Here is a 16,493-nt window from a genome sequence, read left to right as displayed (position 1 = left end):
AATTAACTGTGTCAAGGGTCACGTCGGACCGGTGATTGTTTGGTCTACACCAATACAGCTACGGTGTACCCATGAAGGTGCCCAAGTACTACCTGGTCAAGAACCAGATCCTCGAGCTCATCGCCGGTCTTGAACCCGGGGCCGCGGTACCCACCGAGCGTGAACTCGCCGGGCATTTCTCCACGTCGCGGACGACTGTGCGGCAGGCGATCGCTGAACTTGTCGCTGACGGACGGCTTGAGCGGACACAGGGGCGCGGAACCTTCGTGACCTCCCCGAAAATGCTGCTGCTCCCTCAGGTGTCGTTCTCCAGCAATGCGGTGTCCCAGGGGTGGCGGCCGGGACGGGTGGTCGTGTCCGCACGCTGCGAGGAGGCGTCCGAGACCGTGCGGGAGAACCTGCAGCTTGACGCAGGCTCCGTGATCACCCGTTTCGAGGTGCTGCGCACGGTGGACGGCGAACCGCTGGCGCACGAGACTGTGCATCTGCCGGGTGACCTCACGGAGCTGACGGAACGACTGGAGGCCCAGGACTCGCTGTACCGGATGATGGCCGACGAGTACGGCATGGGGATCGTGGAGGTCGAGGACGTGGTGGAGACGATCCCATGCAACCCGGTGCGTGCAGACCTGCTGGGGGTCACGACCGGCCTGCCTCTGCTCCTGGTCCATCGCACCGGGTTCGGTGAGGGGGGCCGCCCGGTGGAGTGGACCGAGTCGGCGTTCCGCGGTGACCGGTACCGGTTCGTCTCGCGGCGGAGGCTGTAGGGCGACCGGAGTGTCAGTCCTTCCGGGTCATCCGGTTGGCCCGGAGTTTGGCGAAAATGCCGAGGACCATCAGCAGTAGACCGGCGGCGAGAAACCGGTCGGGCAGGACGCTGAGGACTCCGAGCAGGACGATGACCAGTCCAACGAGCTCGGCAGTCCAGGCTATGATATTCATGGTGCCGGGGTTCACGGGGTTCCTCCTCGGGTGGTGGGGACGTTCTCTTTCAGGCGCTGAAGCCATTCCTGCAGCAACCGGGTTTCGGCGGTGCCGAGGACACCCGGGTGAGCGGCGGCAAGTTCCGCTGCCGTGGAAAGGGCGTGGCTGTCCAGGTTGTCACCTCGGGTGCGGTACCGGTGATTGCACTGATGACTCCCTCGCGGACAGACGCCGAGAGAGACGGGTTCGGAACGCCCTGGATGATCTGACGGAGGGTGACGCCGATGTTCGTCGCCAGGATGTGTGCCTTGGCCTGTTCCGGAGAAACAATCAGTCGTCCTTGTTCTGCAGCCTGTGTTGTCAGTCCAAGTAGGATCTCGTCGGGGCGGGACTGGGCCGCCGGCGCGTGGCCGGGCTGGACTTTGCCGTACATCAGGGCATAGAAGCCTGGATTCGCCAGGCCGAAGTCGACGTGAGCGTCCCATCCGGTGCGGATGTCCTGGATCGGATCACCGGACCATTCCATGGCCTGTTTCTCGGAGATGTACATGTCGAAGCCGTGCTCGACGACGGCATCGACGAGTCCCTGCTTGGAACCGAAGAAATGGTACGCGGTCGGAAGTTTGACGCCTACGACCTCGCACACCGCCCGCAATGAGAAGTCTTCGCCGGGGGAGCGGGCGATCATGTCCGCGGCTGCGGCGATCAACTTTTCCCTCGTACCTGTCGACATGTCCTTGCCCATGCTGCTACGGTAGCGCACATATCACCGATATATGAACACATGTCGGCGATATGTAAGCTCTGTACACGACATAGGAAGGCGCCATGACTGAACGCACACTCAAGGGAAAGAACGTCCTGATCGCCGGTGGTGGTAAGAACCTCGGAGGCCTGGTGGCACGCCAGTCCGCAGCTGCAGGTGCGAACGTGGTGATCCACTACAACTCCGACAGCTCCCGTGGAGAGGCCGAGACCACCCTCGCGGCCGTTGAGGCCGAAGGTGTCCAGGGGGCGGTCCTGCAGGCGGACCTCACCTCCCCGGAGAATGTCGCCGCGCTCTTCGAGAAAGCGGAAAAGGCAGTCGGGAGGATCGATGTCGCAGTGAACACTGCCGGGAAGGTCCTGCGGAAACCTATTGTCGACACCACTGAGGACGAGTACGACTCGATGCTCGACATCAACGCCAAGGCCGCCTACTTTTTCCTCAAGGAGGCCGGCCGCCACCTCGCTGACGACGGCAAGATCATCACCGTGGTCACTGCCCTGTTGGCCGCCTTCACCGACGGGTACTCCACCTATGCAGGTGGAAAGGCCCCGGTGGAGCACTTCACCCGTGCGGCCTCCAAGGAGTTCGCCGACCGCGGTATCTCGGTGAACGCCGTCGCGCCGGGACCGATGGACACGCCGTTCTTCTACGGTCAGGAGACGCCGGAACGGGTTGAGTTCCATAAATCCCAGGCCATGGGGAACCAGCTCACCCAGATCGAGGACATCGCACCGATCATCAGGTTCCTGGCGACTGAAGGTTGGTGGATCACCGGTCAGACGATCTTCGCCAACGGTGGCTACACCACACGGTGACAGCGCCGGGATCACCGGTTTTTATAGCTCGCGGTGATTCTGTAACACCGATATGGCGCTTACGCTGCTCGCCGTAAGAATGGGAACCATGATTCACCTCAAGGTTCTCCGTCGGGCCGCCGCGCTGGCCCTCACCGGGATCATCGCATTCTCTGCGACCGCCTACGCGGCCGACTACCCGGGCTACTCTGGCGGCGGCAACTACAGTGTCGCCGAATACGGCGAATGGGCTCCCCCGCCATTCGGGCCGGGCGGAGTGCCCGTGCTCCAATTCGGCCACCGGGACTACGTTCCCCGGTCGTCGAATCCGGATCAGAAATTCCCGTTCGTGCTGATGACCGCCGGTGTGGGAGGAGACGGACGGTTCTTCGGTGAGACCTACGCCAAGAAGCTCGCCTCGCGGGGCTATACCGTCCGTATCGGATACGGGGCGGCGAACCTCACCTTCGCCACCCCGGAGGCGCACCTCAGCAGTATCGGTCTGGAGATCACCCAGGGGCGCCCGGGACCGCTCGCGCAAAAGGCAGATTTCTCGCGCAGCGCACTCGTCGGCTATTCCGCCGGCGCCGGTGCATCGCTGTGGGCGTCGGCGACACAGGGTGGGGTGGGGGTTCTCGGTGCGAAGATTCCCGGGTTCCGCCTGGCAGGAGCGGTCAACATGGGGCTGCCTGCGAACTACTATGCAGCGGAGCCCCTGGTCCCTGACAACCTTCCTGTTCTGATCATGTACGGGGAGAAAGACCCCTACGGTCTCGGTGGTGTCTCCCACCAGGCGATGCATGCGTTGGCAGAACACAAGCACCAGACGATCGTCGGTGTACGTGGAGCCGATCATCTCGGTCCTGTGACCACGGGACCGGTGGACTACCAAGGTCGTTACTTCACCCTCATGACGGCGTGGCTCGACGGGCAGCTGCGCGACGACCAAGGGGCGCGTGAGGGCTTCCGGGTCGGTGATCGCGGCCTGGTTCGCCCTGACTACTACATCGTCTACGACCAGACTGCGCGAGCGCGGCGGTAGAGACGGCCCCAGCCGCGTCCGGGGAGTTACTGTGCGACCTTGGCGACGTTGAACACACTGTCGCCGGCGATGATTCCAGCGCCGACCAGGGCGAGGGTGGTGTCCTGTTCTCCGCGGTACCTGCGCCAGATGACACGGGTTGCAAGGGCGATGAGGACGAGGACGCCCGCGTGTGGCGTGGACACCAGGAGACCGGTGGCGAAGAGAACTCCCATCTGCCGGGTGGAACCCCCCACGAGTTGGATGAGAGCTCCGGGGATCGCCCACAGCGCCATGGTGGCGGCCACGTGAGGATCGGAGACTCCTGCGGTGATGGTCTCAGCGAAGACGTGTGACGATGGGGGGATGTTTCCCTGGCTGAACAGTCCCTGCCATGAGACGGCCACGACGCCTATCGCGACCACGATGGCGATGACCGAAGCTTTCAGCTGCTCCCGGCGCCCGGCCAGTTCATAGGAACGCCAGGGACGTACCTCGCGGCGGAGGATCCAACCTGCCTTGTAGTCGTATCCCATGTCGGCGAAAGCCGGACCGGTGCTGAGCAGTATGCCACGAGGATAACCAGCGGTGTGGTGGGAATATTGAGGAAGAGACCGATGATCAGGAAGATGAGCGTCACGGCGAAGGCGGGGAACCAGCCGGCGTGCATTGCGGCCAGGCCGACGATCAACTCGTGGATCATCGCGGCGACGCCCGCGAAGAGGATGAAGCCGAGTATTCCCAACAGAGAGAGGTCCGACGCCGCGCCGCCGATCAGGGCGATCAGCAGGGCTCCGAGAACAAACAGGACGTAGCCGGTGCCGATCGCCCGGCCCAGGCCGGTGTCGGTGATGGTGTATCCCAGGGTCTCGTCCTTCGCGACATGGTCGAGCCGGTCGGCTTCCGAGCGCTTCCCGGATGCGGTGCGGGACTTGACGATGATCCAGACCACCTGGAGCAGCGCGACCAGACCGGCTCCGATCATGAAGCCGTGTGCGACGTAGAGTTCGCTGAGGTTGATGTCCCAGAGAATCGGAGCGTACTGGGAGATGAGGAGTCCGATCGCGAACATCAGCAGGGCCCAGACATTGCCGATGAGGGCGACACCGGCCGCGGACATCGGGAGGGAGAGCAGTGACCCGGCGACGCCGACGACGGCACCTCCGACCAGTATGAAGACCCTTTTTCCTCCAACGACACCGGCGCGGATCGTCTCCGCTGACGCGACGCCGGGCGGCCACGGGGCTGACGCCGGGAGGAATCGGGACCCGAACGCCCGGAAGAGGACGAAAATGTCGACGGCGACACCGAAGGAACAACCGAGCAGCATCGGCCAGACGAGGTCGGGCTGGCCGAGGGCGTACGGGATCGCGATGGGAGCCAGGAGCCCGTTGGCTGCGGCGAATGTAGCCGTCGAGATTGCGGTCTGCAGGAGGTTCTGGCGGTGTGGGTTCCTGAACTTCGTCAGCCCGAAGTAGGATGCCCGGCCGATCAGCATGGCGATGACGGCTCCGATGACGCTGGTGTTCGCGGAGATGCCGAGGGTGGTGATCAGGTGGACGCCGATGACGGCTCCGAGAAGGCTGAGCAGGACGCAGAGTATGAGGACGCCGGGTTCGAAGGCCCGGGGATGGTAGTATGTTGTAGTGGTGTCATCCGCTACGGGAGTCTTATCCATGATGACTCTTTCTCAGAGGAGGAGCGGAGACCGGGCACGTGTGTGGTCACGTGCCACGGCGTCCCTATTTTTGAAATCGGTCCATGCTGCCGTAGCGATCGGTGAGGATGTCGACTTCATCGGTACTGACGAAGCTGAGCTCACCCCGGCCGAACTGCTTGGCTGCCTGCACGGCGAATCTGGTGGCATCGAAGAGGGCGGATTCGTAACTGGCTCCTGTGGCGGATCCGGGAACGACGGCTCTGGCGGTGAGCGCGACACCGACGACCGGAGCCTGCGTGGCGACCGTCGGTTGCATGATCGAGTTGAAGTGCCGCAGTCCGTTGTCATAGGGGGTGATGTCCTGCTGTGCCAACGGGAATGTCCTGGCGGGCTCGCCGGTCGCGTATTCGAGCAGCGTGACCAGGTCATCGGCGACCGGGAGGAGATAGCCGGCCTGGGCCGTCGGTGAAATTGCCACGCCACGGTGATTGATCAGCCGGTTGCCCTTGGAGGTGTCGAAGGACAGGATCGCGTCCATCGCGGGGTCGACCTCGAAGGCGTTCATGAGGTCAGAGCTGACCGGTGTCCCCATGAAATCGACCGGTTTCCGTGGCGTGATGCTCACGCGGGTCGCCACATGTGTGGTGACGATGACGTCGCCGTCGAGTTGACCGCCGGCGGTGGCCAGACGGATGAGCCGAAGGGCAGCGGCCAGGGCAACGATCGAGCCGTCGGCGTCCGAGACGTAGCCGGTTCTCTCCGGTTGCGCCTGTTGCGCACCGAGACGCCCTACAAGGCCGAGCGTCGGGGCATCGCCGCCGGCCCGGGCACCGTCGGCCCCCGGGATCACGACCTTGATGAAGTCACAGGTGGCCGAGGTGTCTTCGGGTTCTGCGTAGGCGACACTCTTGATCTCCACCTGCACACCGAGAGCGTCCGGTGCCCGCAGCAGGGCAGCGACGCGTTCACCGGACAGCCTCGGGTCGTCCATGAGGTCGCAGACGTCCATGATTTCGCGCAGTGACATCAGTTCACCGGTCCTTTCAGGTCAGACAGGGCGAAGCTGGTCTGACGGTCGATGGTGTGGGGGTCGGCGCCGTGGGAGAACACGAGCGCGTCCTTTTCGCCGAGGACGGTGGCGTCGCTGCCGTTGACGTACAGGGCACCGCCCTCGTAGAGCGCGAGGACGTCCTCGGTCGGGTTGATCGTTGTGAACTCCTGCAGGCGTTCTTCGCGGCTCTCTCCGTTGTGGCCTACAGGTTTGCCGGGAATGAAGTGCGGGTTGATCTGGAACGGGACAAGCCCGATCGAGGACAGCGTCGGTGGCTCGATGATCGGCATGTCGTTGGTGGTCCGGATGCTCGGCGTCGCCACATTCGTCCCGGCGCTCCATCCGATGTAGGACGCCTGACCCGTCTGTACCCGTTCCCGGATCCTGTCGACCAGGGCGGCGTCGTACAGTCGTTTCAGGAGGGCGAAGCTGTTCCCGCCGCCGACGGCGATGACATCGGCATTCTCGACGGCTGACGCCGGATCGTTGTAGCGGTGGATGGACGTCAGTTCGGCGCCCGCAGCGCTGAAGGCCGGGGAGGCGAGGTCTTCGTAGACGTCGTAGGAGAAGGAGACGGCGGCGTAGGGGATGAACAGGACCTTACGGCTCGTTCCATCCAGGATGGTCCGGAGTTGGGGGTCGGCGTGCTCGAGGTAGCCTAGGTTGTCTTTGCGGGAACTGCTCATGAGTAGTGCACGTGTCATGCTGTGTGTCTTTACCTGTCGGCCGCAGCCGTGCTGCGGGCGTCGTTGACGGCGTCGATGAGACGGTCTATTTCTTCGTGGGTGTTGAAGTAGTTGAGTGAGATCCGAGCCATTCTCTCGATGCCGTAACCCGCCAGAATCGGTCCTGCCATGAAGTGACCGGACTCGATGATGATCCCCCGCTCTTCCAGCGTGGTGGTGAGCGTGTCCGAATCGACCGTAGTGAGGTTGAACGGGATGATTCCCAGTCGGCGGGAGTCGTCCTCGGGGCCGTAGATGTCCACCTCGGGGATGGCGCGGAGGCCGGTGGCGGCGTAGGTGGTCAGTTCGTGGACGGTGGCTTCAATGTGGCCGATGCCCGCGTCCAACGCTGACTCGAGCGCACCGCCTAAGGCGAGGACGGCGGGGATGTTGGGTGACCCCGCCTCCAACCGCCGGGCGGTCGAAGGGAAGGTTACCTCACCTGTGGAGGCGTCGATGCTGGCGTTCCACCACCCGGCGAGGGTAGGCGTCAGGTCGTTGACCAGGTGTTTCCTCACCGCGAGGATGCCGGAGCCTTCGATGCCGCGCAGCCCCTTTCTGGTGCAGGCGGAGATGAAGTCGCAGCCCCAGTCGTTGAATCCGGAGGGCATTATTCCTACTGACTGTGCGGCATCGACGTGGCTGAGCACTCCGCGGGCGGCGGCCACCTCGCAGATCTCGCGGACAGGTTGGACTACGCCGGTCACGTTAGACAGGGAGGTGAACGTCACGAGACGTGTCCGCTCGGTGATTGCGTCGTTGATTTTTGTGGCGTCGAGAACGCCGGTGGAGTCGGCTGCGACGGTAACGACGGTGACCCCGACTTCTTTCTCGAGCATCCTCCAGATGGCGATGTTGCTCAGCATTTCGGTGTCGGGGACGATGATTTCGTCACCGTCGTGCCAGTGCAGTCCGCGGGCAACCAAGCAGATGGCTTCGGTGCCGTTGCGGGTGAAGGCGATTTCCTCCGGACGGGCCTGGAGCAGTGTTGCGGTGTCAGCCCGGATCTCCTCTACCCGGTCGTAGATGTCGGCGCGGAATGACGGAAGGTAGGGGCCGACATCTCCGGTTGTCCGGAGGTAGTTGACGGCCGCTTCCACGGCCTTGTCGACCGGTGGGGCTGCTGCTGCGGTATCGAAATAGGCATAGCGTGTGCCGCCGCATGCGTCGTGTGGTGCGTCTGTCACGGGGTGGTCCTTCGCTCTGAGGTCGGGTTGTGGTGATGGGACGACTCTCAGCGTCTTGTACTGACCCGCGCAGATCAATAGTTTTCCCGCTATACGGTATCCTCGTTACATGTCCGACACACTGCGCAGCGCCGAAAGGGCACTTGGCGCGCTTCTGTTGTTTGACGGGGAGCGTCGGGAGATCGGGGTGACTGAGCTGGCGCGATGCCTGGATTGTTCGACGTCCACCGCCATGAGGACGATAGAGACGCTTACGGCGATGGACTTTTTGCGTCGGGATCCGCACCGGCGTACATACCGGCTCAGTGGGCGAGCACTCGGGCTGGCCAGGACGTGGCACGGCATGGCATCACTGGCGAACGTCACGAGGCCGATCGTGGCCAAGTTGGCGGAGGGGACGGGGCTGACGGCGACGTTCGCCGTCGCTGATCATGCTCACATGCGCGCTGTCGTCGCGGTCGATGGTGTCGATGGTCCGTTGCGGAACTATCCGATGACAGGCGAACTGTTTCCCGCGCACGTCGGCGCGATCTCTAAGGCATACTATGCGTTCCTGCCGAAGATCATGCGTGACCAGCTCACAGGCAGTCGACCGATGGCACAGTACACCGAACGTACCCGTACCGGTGTGTCTGATATCGAGGAGCAGTTCTCTGAGATTCGACAGGCGGGATACTGTACGACGAAAGGGGAGTATGACGCAGACGTGTCTGCTCTAGCCATGCCCATACGTGCGACGAAAGACCCGCTCGGATCGGTGTCCGTCGCAACGAAAGGGAACCTGGAGATCACTCAGCAACTACTCGATCAGGTAGCTGCTGCAACCAAGGACATCGGTCTCATGTTGGGAAGACGCCAGTAGCGGACAGCCTGTACGGCGGTCTCGGGCGGCGTTGGTTCCGTTGCTACTTCTTCACGGAGAACAGGCGCTTGTTGACGAATTCGTCCATGCCCAGCGGTCCGAGTTCACGGCCGTAACCGGAACGCTTCACCCCGCCGAACGGCATCTCCTCGGTCTCGGGCGGGGCCTGGTTCACGCCCACCATCCCGGCCTGCAGGCCTCGGCGAACTTCTCGGCACGACCCTCCTCAACGGCGTAGACAGAGGACCCCAGACCGTACTGGGTGTCATTGGCCAGCTGCAGCGCCTCCTCATCGGAGGAGACCTTGTACACCTGTACCACCGGGCCGAAGAACTCCTCGTAGTAGATGTCCGAACCGACCTTGAAGTCGGTGATCACCGCGGGCGACACGAAGAACCCGTCGGCATGCTCACCACCGAGCCGCTCACCACCGGTGCGCAGCGTCGCACCGGAGTCCACGGCTGCGGCGATCTGCGAGACGATCTTGTCTGCCGCACCCTCAGAGGACATCGGGCCGAATGACTCAAGCACGTTGTCCACCTTCGTGGGGTCCGACGGCTTCAACGCGCCGATGATGTGCACGGCCTCGTCGACGAACTCATCGTAGATGTCCTCATGCACGATGATGCGCTTGTTGGAGTTGCACGCCTGGCCGGTGTTCTCCAGACGGATCTCCAGCGCGTTACGGGCCGCGGCCCGGATGTCGTCGCTGGACAGGATCACGTACGGATCCGAGCCACCCAACTCCAGCACGGCCTTCTTCAACGCCGCGCCGGCCTGGGCGGCGATCGCGGCACCGGCACGCTCGGAACCGGTGAGCGAGACACCCTGGACCCGGGGATCCTCGATAATGGTGGAGACCTGGTCATGGGTGGCGAAGATATTGGTGTACACCCCCTCAGGCACACCGGCTTGCTCCATGATCTTCGCGATGGCCAGGGCAGACTCCGGCACGCTCTCGGCGTGCTTGAGCAGGATGGTGTTGCCCAGCATCAGGTTCGGCGCGGCGAACCGGGCGACCTGGTAGTAGGGGTAGTTCCACGGCATGATGCCCAGCAGGGCACCGACCGGGCGGCGTTGCACGACCGAGCGGGACTCGGCGGTGTCCTCGATCACGAGGTCTTCGGTGAGCTCGGCCGCATGGTCAGCGTAGTAGCGGAAGATATCGCCGCTGAACTCCGCTTCACCGGGGGCCTCGGCGACCGGCTTGCCCATCTCGCGGGTGATGATCGCGCCGAGTTCGTCCTGGCGTTCGGCGAACAGGTCGGCGACACGTCGGACGATCTCCGCGCGCTCCTCGATGCTGGTGGCACCCCAGGAGGCTGCGGCATTGTGCGCCTTGTCCAGGGCGGCGCTGATCTCGGCGTCGGTGGCGTGATCGTGGTCGGACAGGACGGTGCCTGTCGCGACATCAATACTGCGGTAGGCGGGGGCGGTGGACTCAGACATGGTGTTCTCCTTGAAAGTTCGGGGAAGTCAGTTCTTGTCGGTGTGGTCAGCTGTCGAGGAGTACGCGCATTCCCCGAGAACGTAGGTGGCAAGGACCTCAGCTCCGAGGACATCCCGGGGATCGACGTCGAGGGGGTTGACGTCCACCTCGATGAAGTTCGCCCGGAACCCGGGCCGAATCTGACCGGTGCTGTCCATATGTCCAGCGTAGGCACCTCCGGCAGTGAGTGCAGTGAGCGCCTCGGCGGGGGTGAATGCGCGTTCCGGGTGGTACGGCGGCAGGGAAGGGGACAGGGAGGAACCACCGGTCAGAGCGACATACAGATTAGGAAGTGCCTCGTGGGGTGCCGTCGGAGCATCGGTTCCCAGTGTCATCGGGATACCTGCCTCACGGAACTTGTGCCACGGGAAGCCGCGCTCCTGTCGTTCGTCTCCGAGGACGGCCTTCCAGTTGTCCAAGATCGCCGGATCGCTGTGCACCGGCTGCATGGAGGCGACGGCGCCGAGCTCAGCCATCCGACGGATCGTGTCATCGGTGACGCTCTCGAGGTGTTCGATACGGTGGCGGCGCGACCTGATGTCACTCTGGTTCTCCGTGGCGCAGTGCTCAAGGACCTCGATCGCTATCTCGCTGGTGCGGTCACCGATGGCGTGCATGGCGATCTGAAGGCCAGCGGCGTCCACTGCTGCGGCAACCGGTTTCATCCGTTCGGCCTCCCAGATGGGGGCGGCGTTCGATCCGTCGGCGTACGGGCAGCACATTGTTGCGGTCTTGGCGTCGATCACCCCGTCCATGATGAACTTCACGCCGGCGATCCTGAACCATTCGGATTCGCCGCTGGCCTCGAGTTCCTCCCGCAACGCGATGACCCGGTCGACCTGGTCCAGATTCGCCTGGGGATCACTTTCGGCGATCATCAGGACGTGGCCGGTGATGGGGAACGGCAGACGGCCGTCCCGTTCGATGATGGTGCGTAGCCCGGAGACCTCAGGTTCCGTCAGCGCCATGTCGGTGATTCCCGTGACCCCGGATTCCAGGTACGCCGAGAACGCCAGGCGCAGCGAGCGGATCTTGTCCTCGGTGGTGGCGACCCTGTCGAGGAAGTCCCAGGCATACTTGCGCCCGGCAGTCTCGTAGAGAAGACCGGTTGCCTCGCCTGAGTCGTCGCGGGCGATCTCTCCGCCGACGGGGTCGGGGGTGTCCCGGTCAATACCGGCCTCCCGCAGAGCAGCCGTATTCAGCCAGGTGGAGTGGAGGTCGTTGGCGTCGAGGTAGACGGGGATGTCGGGGAGGACATCGTCGAGCATCGCAGCGGTGGGGTGCGAATCACCGATGGCGTCGAACAACCAACTGACCCCCAGGACCCGGGGGGCGTCCGGATTCTCCCGGCGCCAGTCCAGGAGACGTTGCTGGATCTCCTCCAGCGACCGGCAGTCACGCAGCTGTGCCTTGCCGAGGGCCGTGCCGAAAGAGGCCAGGTGGGTGTGCGAGTCGATGACACCGGGGGCGACAAAGCGCCCGTTCAGGTCGACCTCCTCGACCGGCGTTGTTGAGTCGGCGGAAGCGGTACGAACGTCGTCGAGAGACCCCACCGCAATGAAACGCCCGTCGTCAACGGCAAAGGCGTCGGCGGTGTTGCCGTCAGCGTCTGCGGTGAAGATGGTGGTGTTGTGGTAGATCGTGGTCATGTTCTGCTCCTAGCGGGAGGTCGGGTATTCGGTGGAGGTCCTGCGGAAGAGGAGGAAGTAAACACCGGCGCTGACGAAGATGCCGACGGGGATCGAGAGGTCCATCCCGGTGAGGCTGGACACCGGGCCGACGAATACGTCGGTGTTGATGCACAGCAGGGCGGCCACTCCGCCGATGGAGATGCTGGCAAGACCGTTCCAGTTCCAGCCGTCGCGGTACCAGAAGGGGCTGCCGGGGGCATCGTCGAGCAGCATCCGACCGTCGTACCGGTTCCGACGAAGAATCACGTCGGCGGCGAAGACACTGATCAACGGGCCGGAGGCGATGACGATGAGCTGCAGGAGCAGCGACACCGAGGTGGTGAAGTCATAGACGGCCACGGAGACGATCGTCAGAAGCGTGCCGATGACGGTGATGATCAGTGTCGACGGGATACGTTTCAGCGGAATACCGAGGGCCTGCAGCGAAAGGCTTGCACTGTAGATAGTCATTCCGTTGAGTCCGATCGCTGCGACGATGACGCCGAGGGTGAAGATCGGGAAGAACCAGGAAGGCATCGCCGTTTCGAAGGCTCCGAGTGGGTCACCGATCATGTCGAATCCCGCGCCGGTGGCGATCAGTGCTCCGACCATGGTGAAGATGATGCCTGCGGTCGCTCCGCCGCAACCGGTGGCTGCGGCGGTCTTCCACTTCGGTGTTGAACTCGGCAGGTAGCGGGCCATGTCAGGACTGTTGAAGAAGGACAACGGGGAGGACGCGAGGATGGCCACTCCGACCGTCATGGTTGCCGCGAGTTCTGCCCCACTGAGGTGCTCGGACGGCTGGTAGCTCAGATCGAAGTGGGGGATCATGAACACCGTGGCGAGCAGGAAGACGACGGCCAGCCCGTTGGCGACGTAGGGGTACAGCCTGGTGATCAGTCCGTGACCGTAGATGCCGACGAGAGCGGTGATTCCGGAGATTACGATCACCACGGTGACGTCGACTGCTGCATTGGAGGGCACCCCGAACCGTGCCAGCAGGCCGACACCGTTGACGGAGGCCGCGGACCAGGTCAGAGACAGGTACACCGCGGAAAGCAGCCAGCCGTAGAGGCCGACAATGATCTTGTTGCCTCGGATGCCGTACATGGCACGGGTGATGACGGAGCCGGAGGTACCCGCCGCAGGTCCACTGACCGCGAGGATGCCGACCAGTATCCAACCCAGGTTCGCGATGACGGTGACCGCGAGTGCCTGCCACAGACTGAGTCCCAGCCCGGCGACGAGCACGGCCCCGAGGGTGATGGTGAGGAAGCTGATGTTCGGAGTCGCCCATACCCAGAACAGGGAGCCGGGGCGTCCGCCACGCTTGTCCTCGGTGATGTACTCGATTCCACGTGTCTCCGGACCGTGTACCGAGACGTCAGGGTCTTCCATGGTTACCGGACTGGTGTCGCGGGCGGCGCCGTCAACTGTGGTTGTCTCTGCGCTCATCCCGTCCGACGGTGGGCCCGGGGGAGTACTCCGCTCGGGCTTTGGTGCTAGTGCAGTCATGACACGGGCCTTTCGGTGGTGGGGGTGGTGCGTTCTGGTGGTGTTCGACGGGTCCGGGCCGGTGCTGTCGCCTCGATCTCGGCCCCGAACCGGAGTAGTCGGTTGTCGTCCCAGGCACGCCCGGCGATGGTGAGTCCGACCGGCATTCCTTTATCCGCGGTGATTCCCATCGGTACCGTGACCGTGGGGATGCCGAGGTGGCGGGGGACGAGGTTTCCGGTGGCGACCCAGACTCCGTTGCGCCAGGCGGCGTCTGCCGAGGAAGGGTCGGTGTCGGCGTCAGCCGGACCGATATCCGCCATCGCGGGGAAGATCACGGCGTCGAGTCCCAGGTCGTCCATCCAGTTCTCGAGATCGACGCGCCTGGTCTCCTCGAGCCCACGGACACCGTCGGGCAGTAACCCGAAGCTGGAGTTGTCCGTGAGGTCGGCGGGGCCGGTATAGCCGAGCCGCGCGATGAGCGACGGGTAGGTGGCGATGTCGTCGTCGAATCCGTCGTAACGGTCGGGGAGGGCCCCTTCAGGGTGGGGGAAGATCCGGGTTCCGTCGACGTCAGTGAGGGAATGGAAGGAGGGTGCTCCGTTGGCCTGCAGGAAATCCTCCCACGACCAGGCTGCGAGCGCGCCGACCTCCAGGTCAAGGTAGTCCGCGCTGACCAGCCCGCGGGTGGAGATCGTGGATGCTCCGGGGCGGTCGCCCTCGTAATTCGTGACGGCCGGGAAATCGACCTCGATGACAGTGGCACCGGCAGCTTCGAGATCGGCGCGTACGGTTTCCCACACGGCGATGACAGCCGGAGATGTGGTGATCCGCTGCCCCATAGGGCCTCCGACACCGACGTCGCCGGTGCGGTCACCACCGGTTCCCGCTGCTTCGTCTGCGTTGACGTACATCGTCGGGATTCCGAAACGGACCCCGGTCAGTCCGTGAGAGCCGTCAGCGACATCCCGGTAGGACGAGGGCCGGATCTCGGAGGACGCCGGAATGTCGATCCACGGCTGCATACGCCAGAAGTCGCCGCGGGTGGTGTGGTCGTCGGCGACGACGACGTCCAGCACCTCAGCCATGTCGGCCATGGACCGGGTGTGGGGTACGACGACGTCCATGGTCGGTACCAGCGGCCAGTTGCCGCGGGTGGAGATCACTCCGCGTGACGGCGTGTAGGCGCACAACGCGTTGCAGGACGCCGGGGCCCGTCCGGACGACCATGTCTCTTCCCCCAGGCCGAAGGCGGCGAACTCCGCCGTGGTCGCACTGCCGGAGCCGTTCGATGACCCGGAGGCGAACGCGCTGGTCAGGTAGTCAGGGTTGTAAGGGCTTTCCGCACGCCCGTGAAGGCCGCGCTGCATACCGCCGTTCGCCATCGGCGGCATCGTGGTCAGCCCCAGCAGGATGGCACCACCGTCGCGTAACCTTTCGATGGTGAAAGCGTCCTTCTGTGCGACGAGGTCGGCGAAGGCAGGCGAACCTGCCGACGCGGTCAACCCGCGGGCGAGATACGACTCTTTCGCCGTGTAGGGAATACCGTCCAAGGGGCCGAGGGTCGTGCCGGCGCGGCGACGGTCATCGGAGGCGCGGGCATCGTCCAGGGCGTCGGGGTTGTCGACGATGACCGCGTTGAGCGGGACGCCACCGTCGCTGGCGAGACCGTCCCCGCGTGCGGGATCGGGACGGTCGAACTGTCTGATCCGGGCCAGGTAGGCCTCCACCAGCTCGACGGCGGTCGTTGTCCCGTCCTCGAGGTCGCTACGGAGTTCAGCGATGGATTTCCCGGTCACGTCATAGATGTCATCCATGACGCACCTCAGGCTGCTGCTGGGTGATGCAGTGGATGCCGCCACCGAAAGCGAAGATGTCGCGGGCATCGACGAGTTCCACGGTGCGGCCGGGGTAGGACTGGGCGAGGATGCCCCGCGCGCGTTCGTCGGCCTGTTCATCACCGAAGGCGCACAGGATGACTGCGTTATTGCAGACCAGATGGTTGATGTAGGAGTAGTCGACCCAGCCCTCCTCGTCCCGCAGGACATCGGGAGCCGGGAGGTCGACGACCGTCAGGGGGTTCCCGTCGGCGTCGACGGCGGAGTCCAGTACCTTGCGGAGTTCCCGGGTGACCTCATGGTCCGGGTGGTCGGGGTTCTCCTGCCGGTGCAGCAGCACATGGCCGGCCTCGGTGAACGAGGCGACGATGTCCACGTGCCCTCTCGTCCCGAATCCGTCGTAGTCCCGGGTGAGTCCGCGAGGGAGCCATATGGCGTGCCGGGTTCCCAGGCGGGTATGGATCTCTTCTTCTGCCTGTTCTTTCGTCCATCCGGCGTTCCGGTCCGGGTCCAGCTGGACGGTATCGGTGAGCAGTACCGTGCCACGGCCGTCGACATGCAGTCCGCCGCCTTCTCCGACCAATGGTGAGTCGTCGACGGGGACGCCGGCGGCGTCGGCGACGGTGGTGGCCAACCGGGCGTCATTTTCCCAGGCAGCCCAGGACTGTGCTCCCCACCCGTTGAAGATCCAGTTCACGGCGCGTAGGGAGCCGTCGGCGTCATGGACGAAGGTGGGGCCGGAATCTCGGATCCAGGCGTCGTCGAGCGGAGTGGTGACCAGTGTGATGCCGGTGGTGCCGGCAAGGAGGTCTCGGGCGACCTGCTCATCGTCGGGGTCTGCGACCAGGGTTACCGGCTCATACAGTGCGACGGTGCGGGCGACCCTGGCCCACGCGGCACGGGCACGGGTGAGTGTCTCGGAACCGTCGGGGCCGAAAGTGTCATTGGCGGTCGGGAACGACATCCAGGTCCGCTCGTGCGGATACCATTCGGCGGGCATGGTGGTGGG

Annotated in this window: 15 protein-coding genes and 1 pseudogene; 4 read left to right on the top strand and 12 right to left on the bottom strand. The window is 64.2% G+C overall.

Annotation, left to right across the window (positions count from 1 at the left end; translation table 11 throughout):
- The first annotated feature begins 71 nt into the window (after nucleotides 1–71).
- Complete coding sequence (locus BJF89_RS12290; RefSeq protein ID WP_075815247.1) at nucleotides 72–767, top strand: GntR family transcriptional regulator; 696 nt, start codon at nucleotides 72–74, stop codon at nucleotides 765–767.
- A 13-nt stretch (nucleotides 768–780) separates the two neighbouring features.
- On the opposite strand, the gene BJF89_RS18900 is transcribed toward BJF89_RS12290, so the two are convergent.
- Nucleotides 781–957: a hypothetical protein gene (locus tag BJF89_RS18900; protein WP_158026063.1), complete on the bottom strand. Its 177-nt coding sequence runs from the start codon at nucleotides 955–957 to the stop codon at nucleotides 781–783.
- A gap of 34 nt (nucleotides 958–991) precedes the next feature.
- Nucleotides 992–1,669 carry a TetR/AcrR family transcriptional regulator gene (locus BJF89_RS12285; RefSeq protein ID WP_255372631.1) on the bottom strand — a complete coding sequence of 226 codons (678 nt, stop codon included), beginning with the start codon at nucleotides 1,667–1,669 and terminating at the stop codon, nucleotides 992–994.
- Nucleotides 1,670–1,752: 83 nt separating this feature from the next.
- Between BJF89_RS12285 and BJF89_RS12280 the strand changes: the two genes are divergently transcribed.
- Both BJF89_RS12280 and BJF89_RS12275 read left to right on the top strand, forming a co-directional pair.
- Nucleotides 1,753–2,508: an SDR family oxidoreductase gene (locus BJF89_RS12280; RefSeq protein WP_075815246.1), complete on the top strand. Its 756-nt coding sequence runs from the start codon at nucleotides 1,753–1,755 to the stop codon at nucleotides 2,506–2,508.
- 88 nt (nucleotides 2,509–2,596) lie between these two features.
- On the top strand, nucleotides 2,597–3,529 hold the full coding sequence (locus BJF89_RS12275) for a hypothetical protein (protein ID WP_139312025.1): 933 nt from the start codon (nucleotides 2,597–2,599) through the stop codon (nucleotides 3,527–3,529).
- A gap of 26 nt (nucleotides 3,530–3,555) precedes the next feature.
- Here the strand turns inward: BJF89_RS12275 and BJF89_RS19165 are convergent, their stop codons facing one another.
- From BJF89_RS19165 to BJF89_RS12255, 5 genes are all read right to left on the bottom strand, one after another.
- On the bottom strand, nucleotides 3,556–4,044 hold the full coding sequence (locus BJF89_RS19165) for a hypothetical protein (RefSeq protein WP_222843843.1): 489 nt from the start codon (nucleotides 4,042–4,044) through the stop codon (nucleotides 3,556–3,558).
- A complete protein-coding gene (locus BJF89_RS12270) occupies nucleotides 3,954–5,186 on the bottom strand; it encodes an OPT/YSL family transporter (RefSeq protein ID WP_222843842.1) in 1,233 nt (410 codons plus the stop codon). Before BJF89_RS12270 ends, BJF89_RS19165 begins: the two co-directional genes overlap by 91 nt.
- A gap of 64 nt (nucleotides 5,187–5,250) precedes the next feature.
- On the bottom strand, nucleotides 5,251–6,195 hold the full coding sequence (locus BJF89_RS12265) for a DUF1177 domain-containing protein (RefSeq protein WP_075815244.1): 945 nt from the start codon (nucleotides 6,193–6,195) through the stop codon (nucleotides 5,251–5,253).
- The gene (gene pepE, locus BJF89_RS12260; RefSeq protein WP_075815243.1) at nucleotides 6,195–6,923 is read right to left on the bottom strand and encodes a dipeptidase PepE; all 729 of its coding nucleotides are present in this window, start codon (nucleotides 6,921–6,923) and stop codon (nucleotides 6,195–6,197) included. Before pepE ends, BJF89_RS12265 begins: the two co-directional genes overlap by 1 nt.
- Nucleotides 6,924–6,934: 11 nt before the next feature.
- Nucleotides 6,935–8,131, bottom strand: coding sequence for an aminotransferase class V-fold PLP-dependent enzyme (locus BJF89_RS12255; RefSeq protein ID WP_075815242.1), 1,197 nt, complete (start codon nucleotides 8,129–8,131; stop codon nucleotides 6,935–6,937).
- A gap of 109 nt (nucleotides 8,132–8,240) precedes the next feature.
- On the opposite strand from BJF89_RS12255, the gene BJF89_RS12250 reads away from it, so the two are divergent.
- On the top strand, nucleotides 8,241–8,993 hold the full coding sequence (locus BJF89_RS12250) for an IclR family transcriptional regulator (protein WP_075815241.1): 753 nt from the start codon (nucleotides 8,241–8,243) through the stop codon (nucleotides 8,991–8,993).
- Between the two features lie 43 nt (nucleotides 8,994–9,036).
- Here BJF89_RS12250 and BJF89_RS12245 read toward each other — a convergent pair.
- The 5 genes and pseudogenes from BJF89_RS12245 to BJF89_RS12225 form a co-directional block, all read right to left on the bottom strand.
- Nucleotides 9,037–10,442: pseudogene (locus BJF89_RS12245) on the bottom strand (NAD-dependent succinate-semialdehyde dehydrogenase).
- A 27-nt stretch (nucleotides 10,443–10,469) separates the two neighbouring features.
- Nucleotides 10,470–12,131: an amidohydrolase gene (locus BJF89_RS12240; protein WP_075815240.1), complete on the bottom strand. Its 1,662-nt coding sequence runs from the start codon at nucleotides 12,129–12,131 to the stop codon at nucleotides 10,470–10,472.
- Between the two features lie 9 nt (nucleotides 12,132–12,140).
- On the bottom strand, nucleotides 12,141–13,607 hold the full coding sequence (locus tag BJF89_RS12235; RefSeq protein ID WP_255372630.1) for a cytosine permease: 1,467 nt from the start codon (nucleotides 13,605–13,607) through the stop codon (nucleotides 12,141–12,143).
- Between the two features lie 56 nt (nucleotides 13,608–13,663).
- On the bottom strand, nucleotides 13,664–15,463 hold the full coding sequence (locus tag BJF89_RS12230; RefSeq protein ID WP_075815239.1) for an amidase: 1,800 nt from the start codon (nucleotides 15,461–15,463) through the stop codon (nucleotides 13,664–13,666).
- Nucleotides 15,456–16,484 carry an agmatine/peptidylarginine deiminase gene (locus BJF89_RS12225; protein ID WP_075815369.1) on the bottom strand — a complete coding sequence of 343 codons (1,029 nt, stop codon included), beginning with the start codon at nucleotides 16,482–16,484 and terminating at the stop codon, nucleotides 15,456–15,458. Before BJF89_RS12225 ends, BJF89_RS12230 begins: the two co-directional genes overlap by 8 nt.
- Between the last annotated feature and the right edge of the window lie 9 nt (nucleotides 16,485–16,493).

Origin of the sequence: Corynebacterium sp. CNJ-954, assembly GCF_001942345.1 — a bacterium.
In the GTDB taxonomy this organism is placed as follows: domain Bacteria; phylum Actinomycetota; class Actinomycetes; order Mycobacteriales; family Mycobacteriaceae; genus Corynebacterium.
The sequence above is the reverse complement of the archived record's forward strand: the minus strand, read 5'-3'. Positions and strand labels throughout refer to the sequence as shown.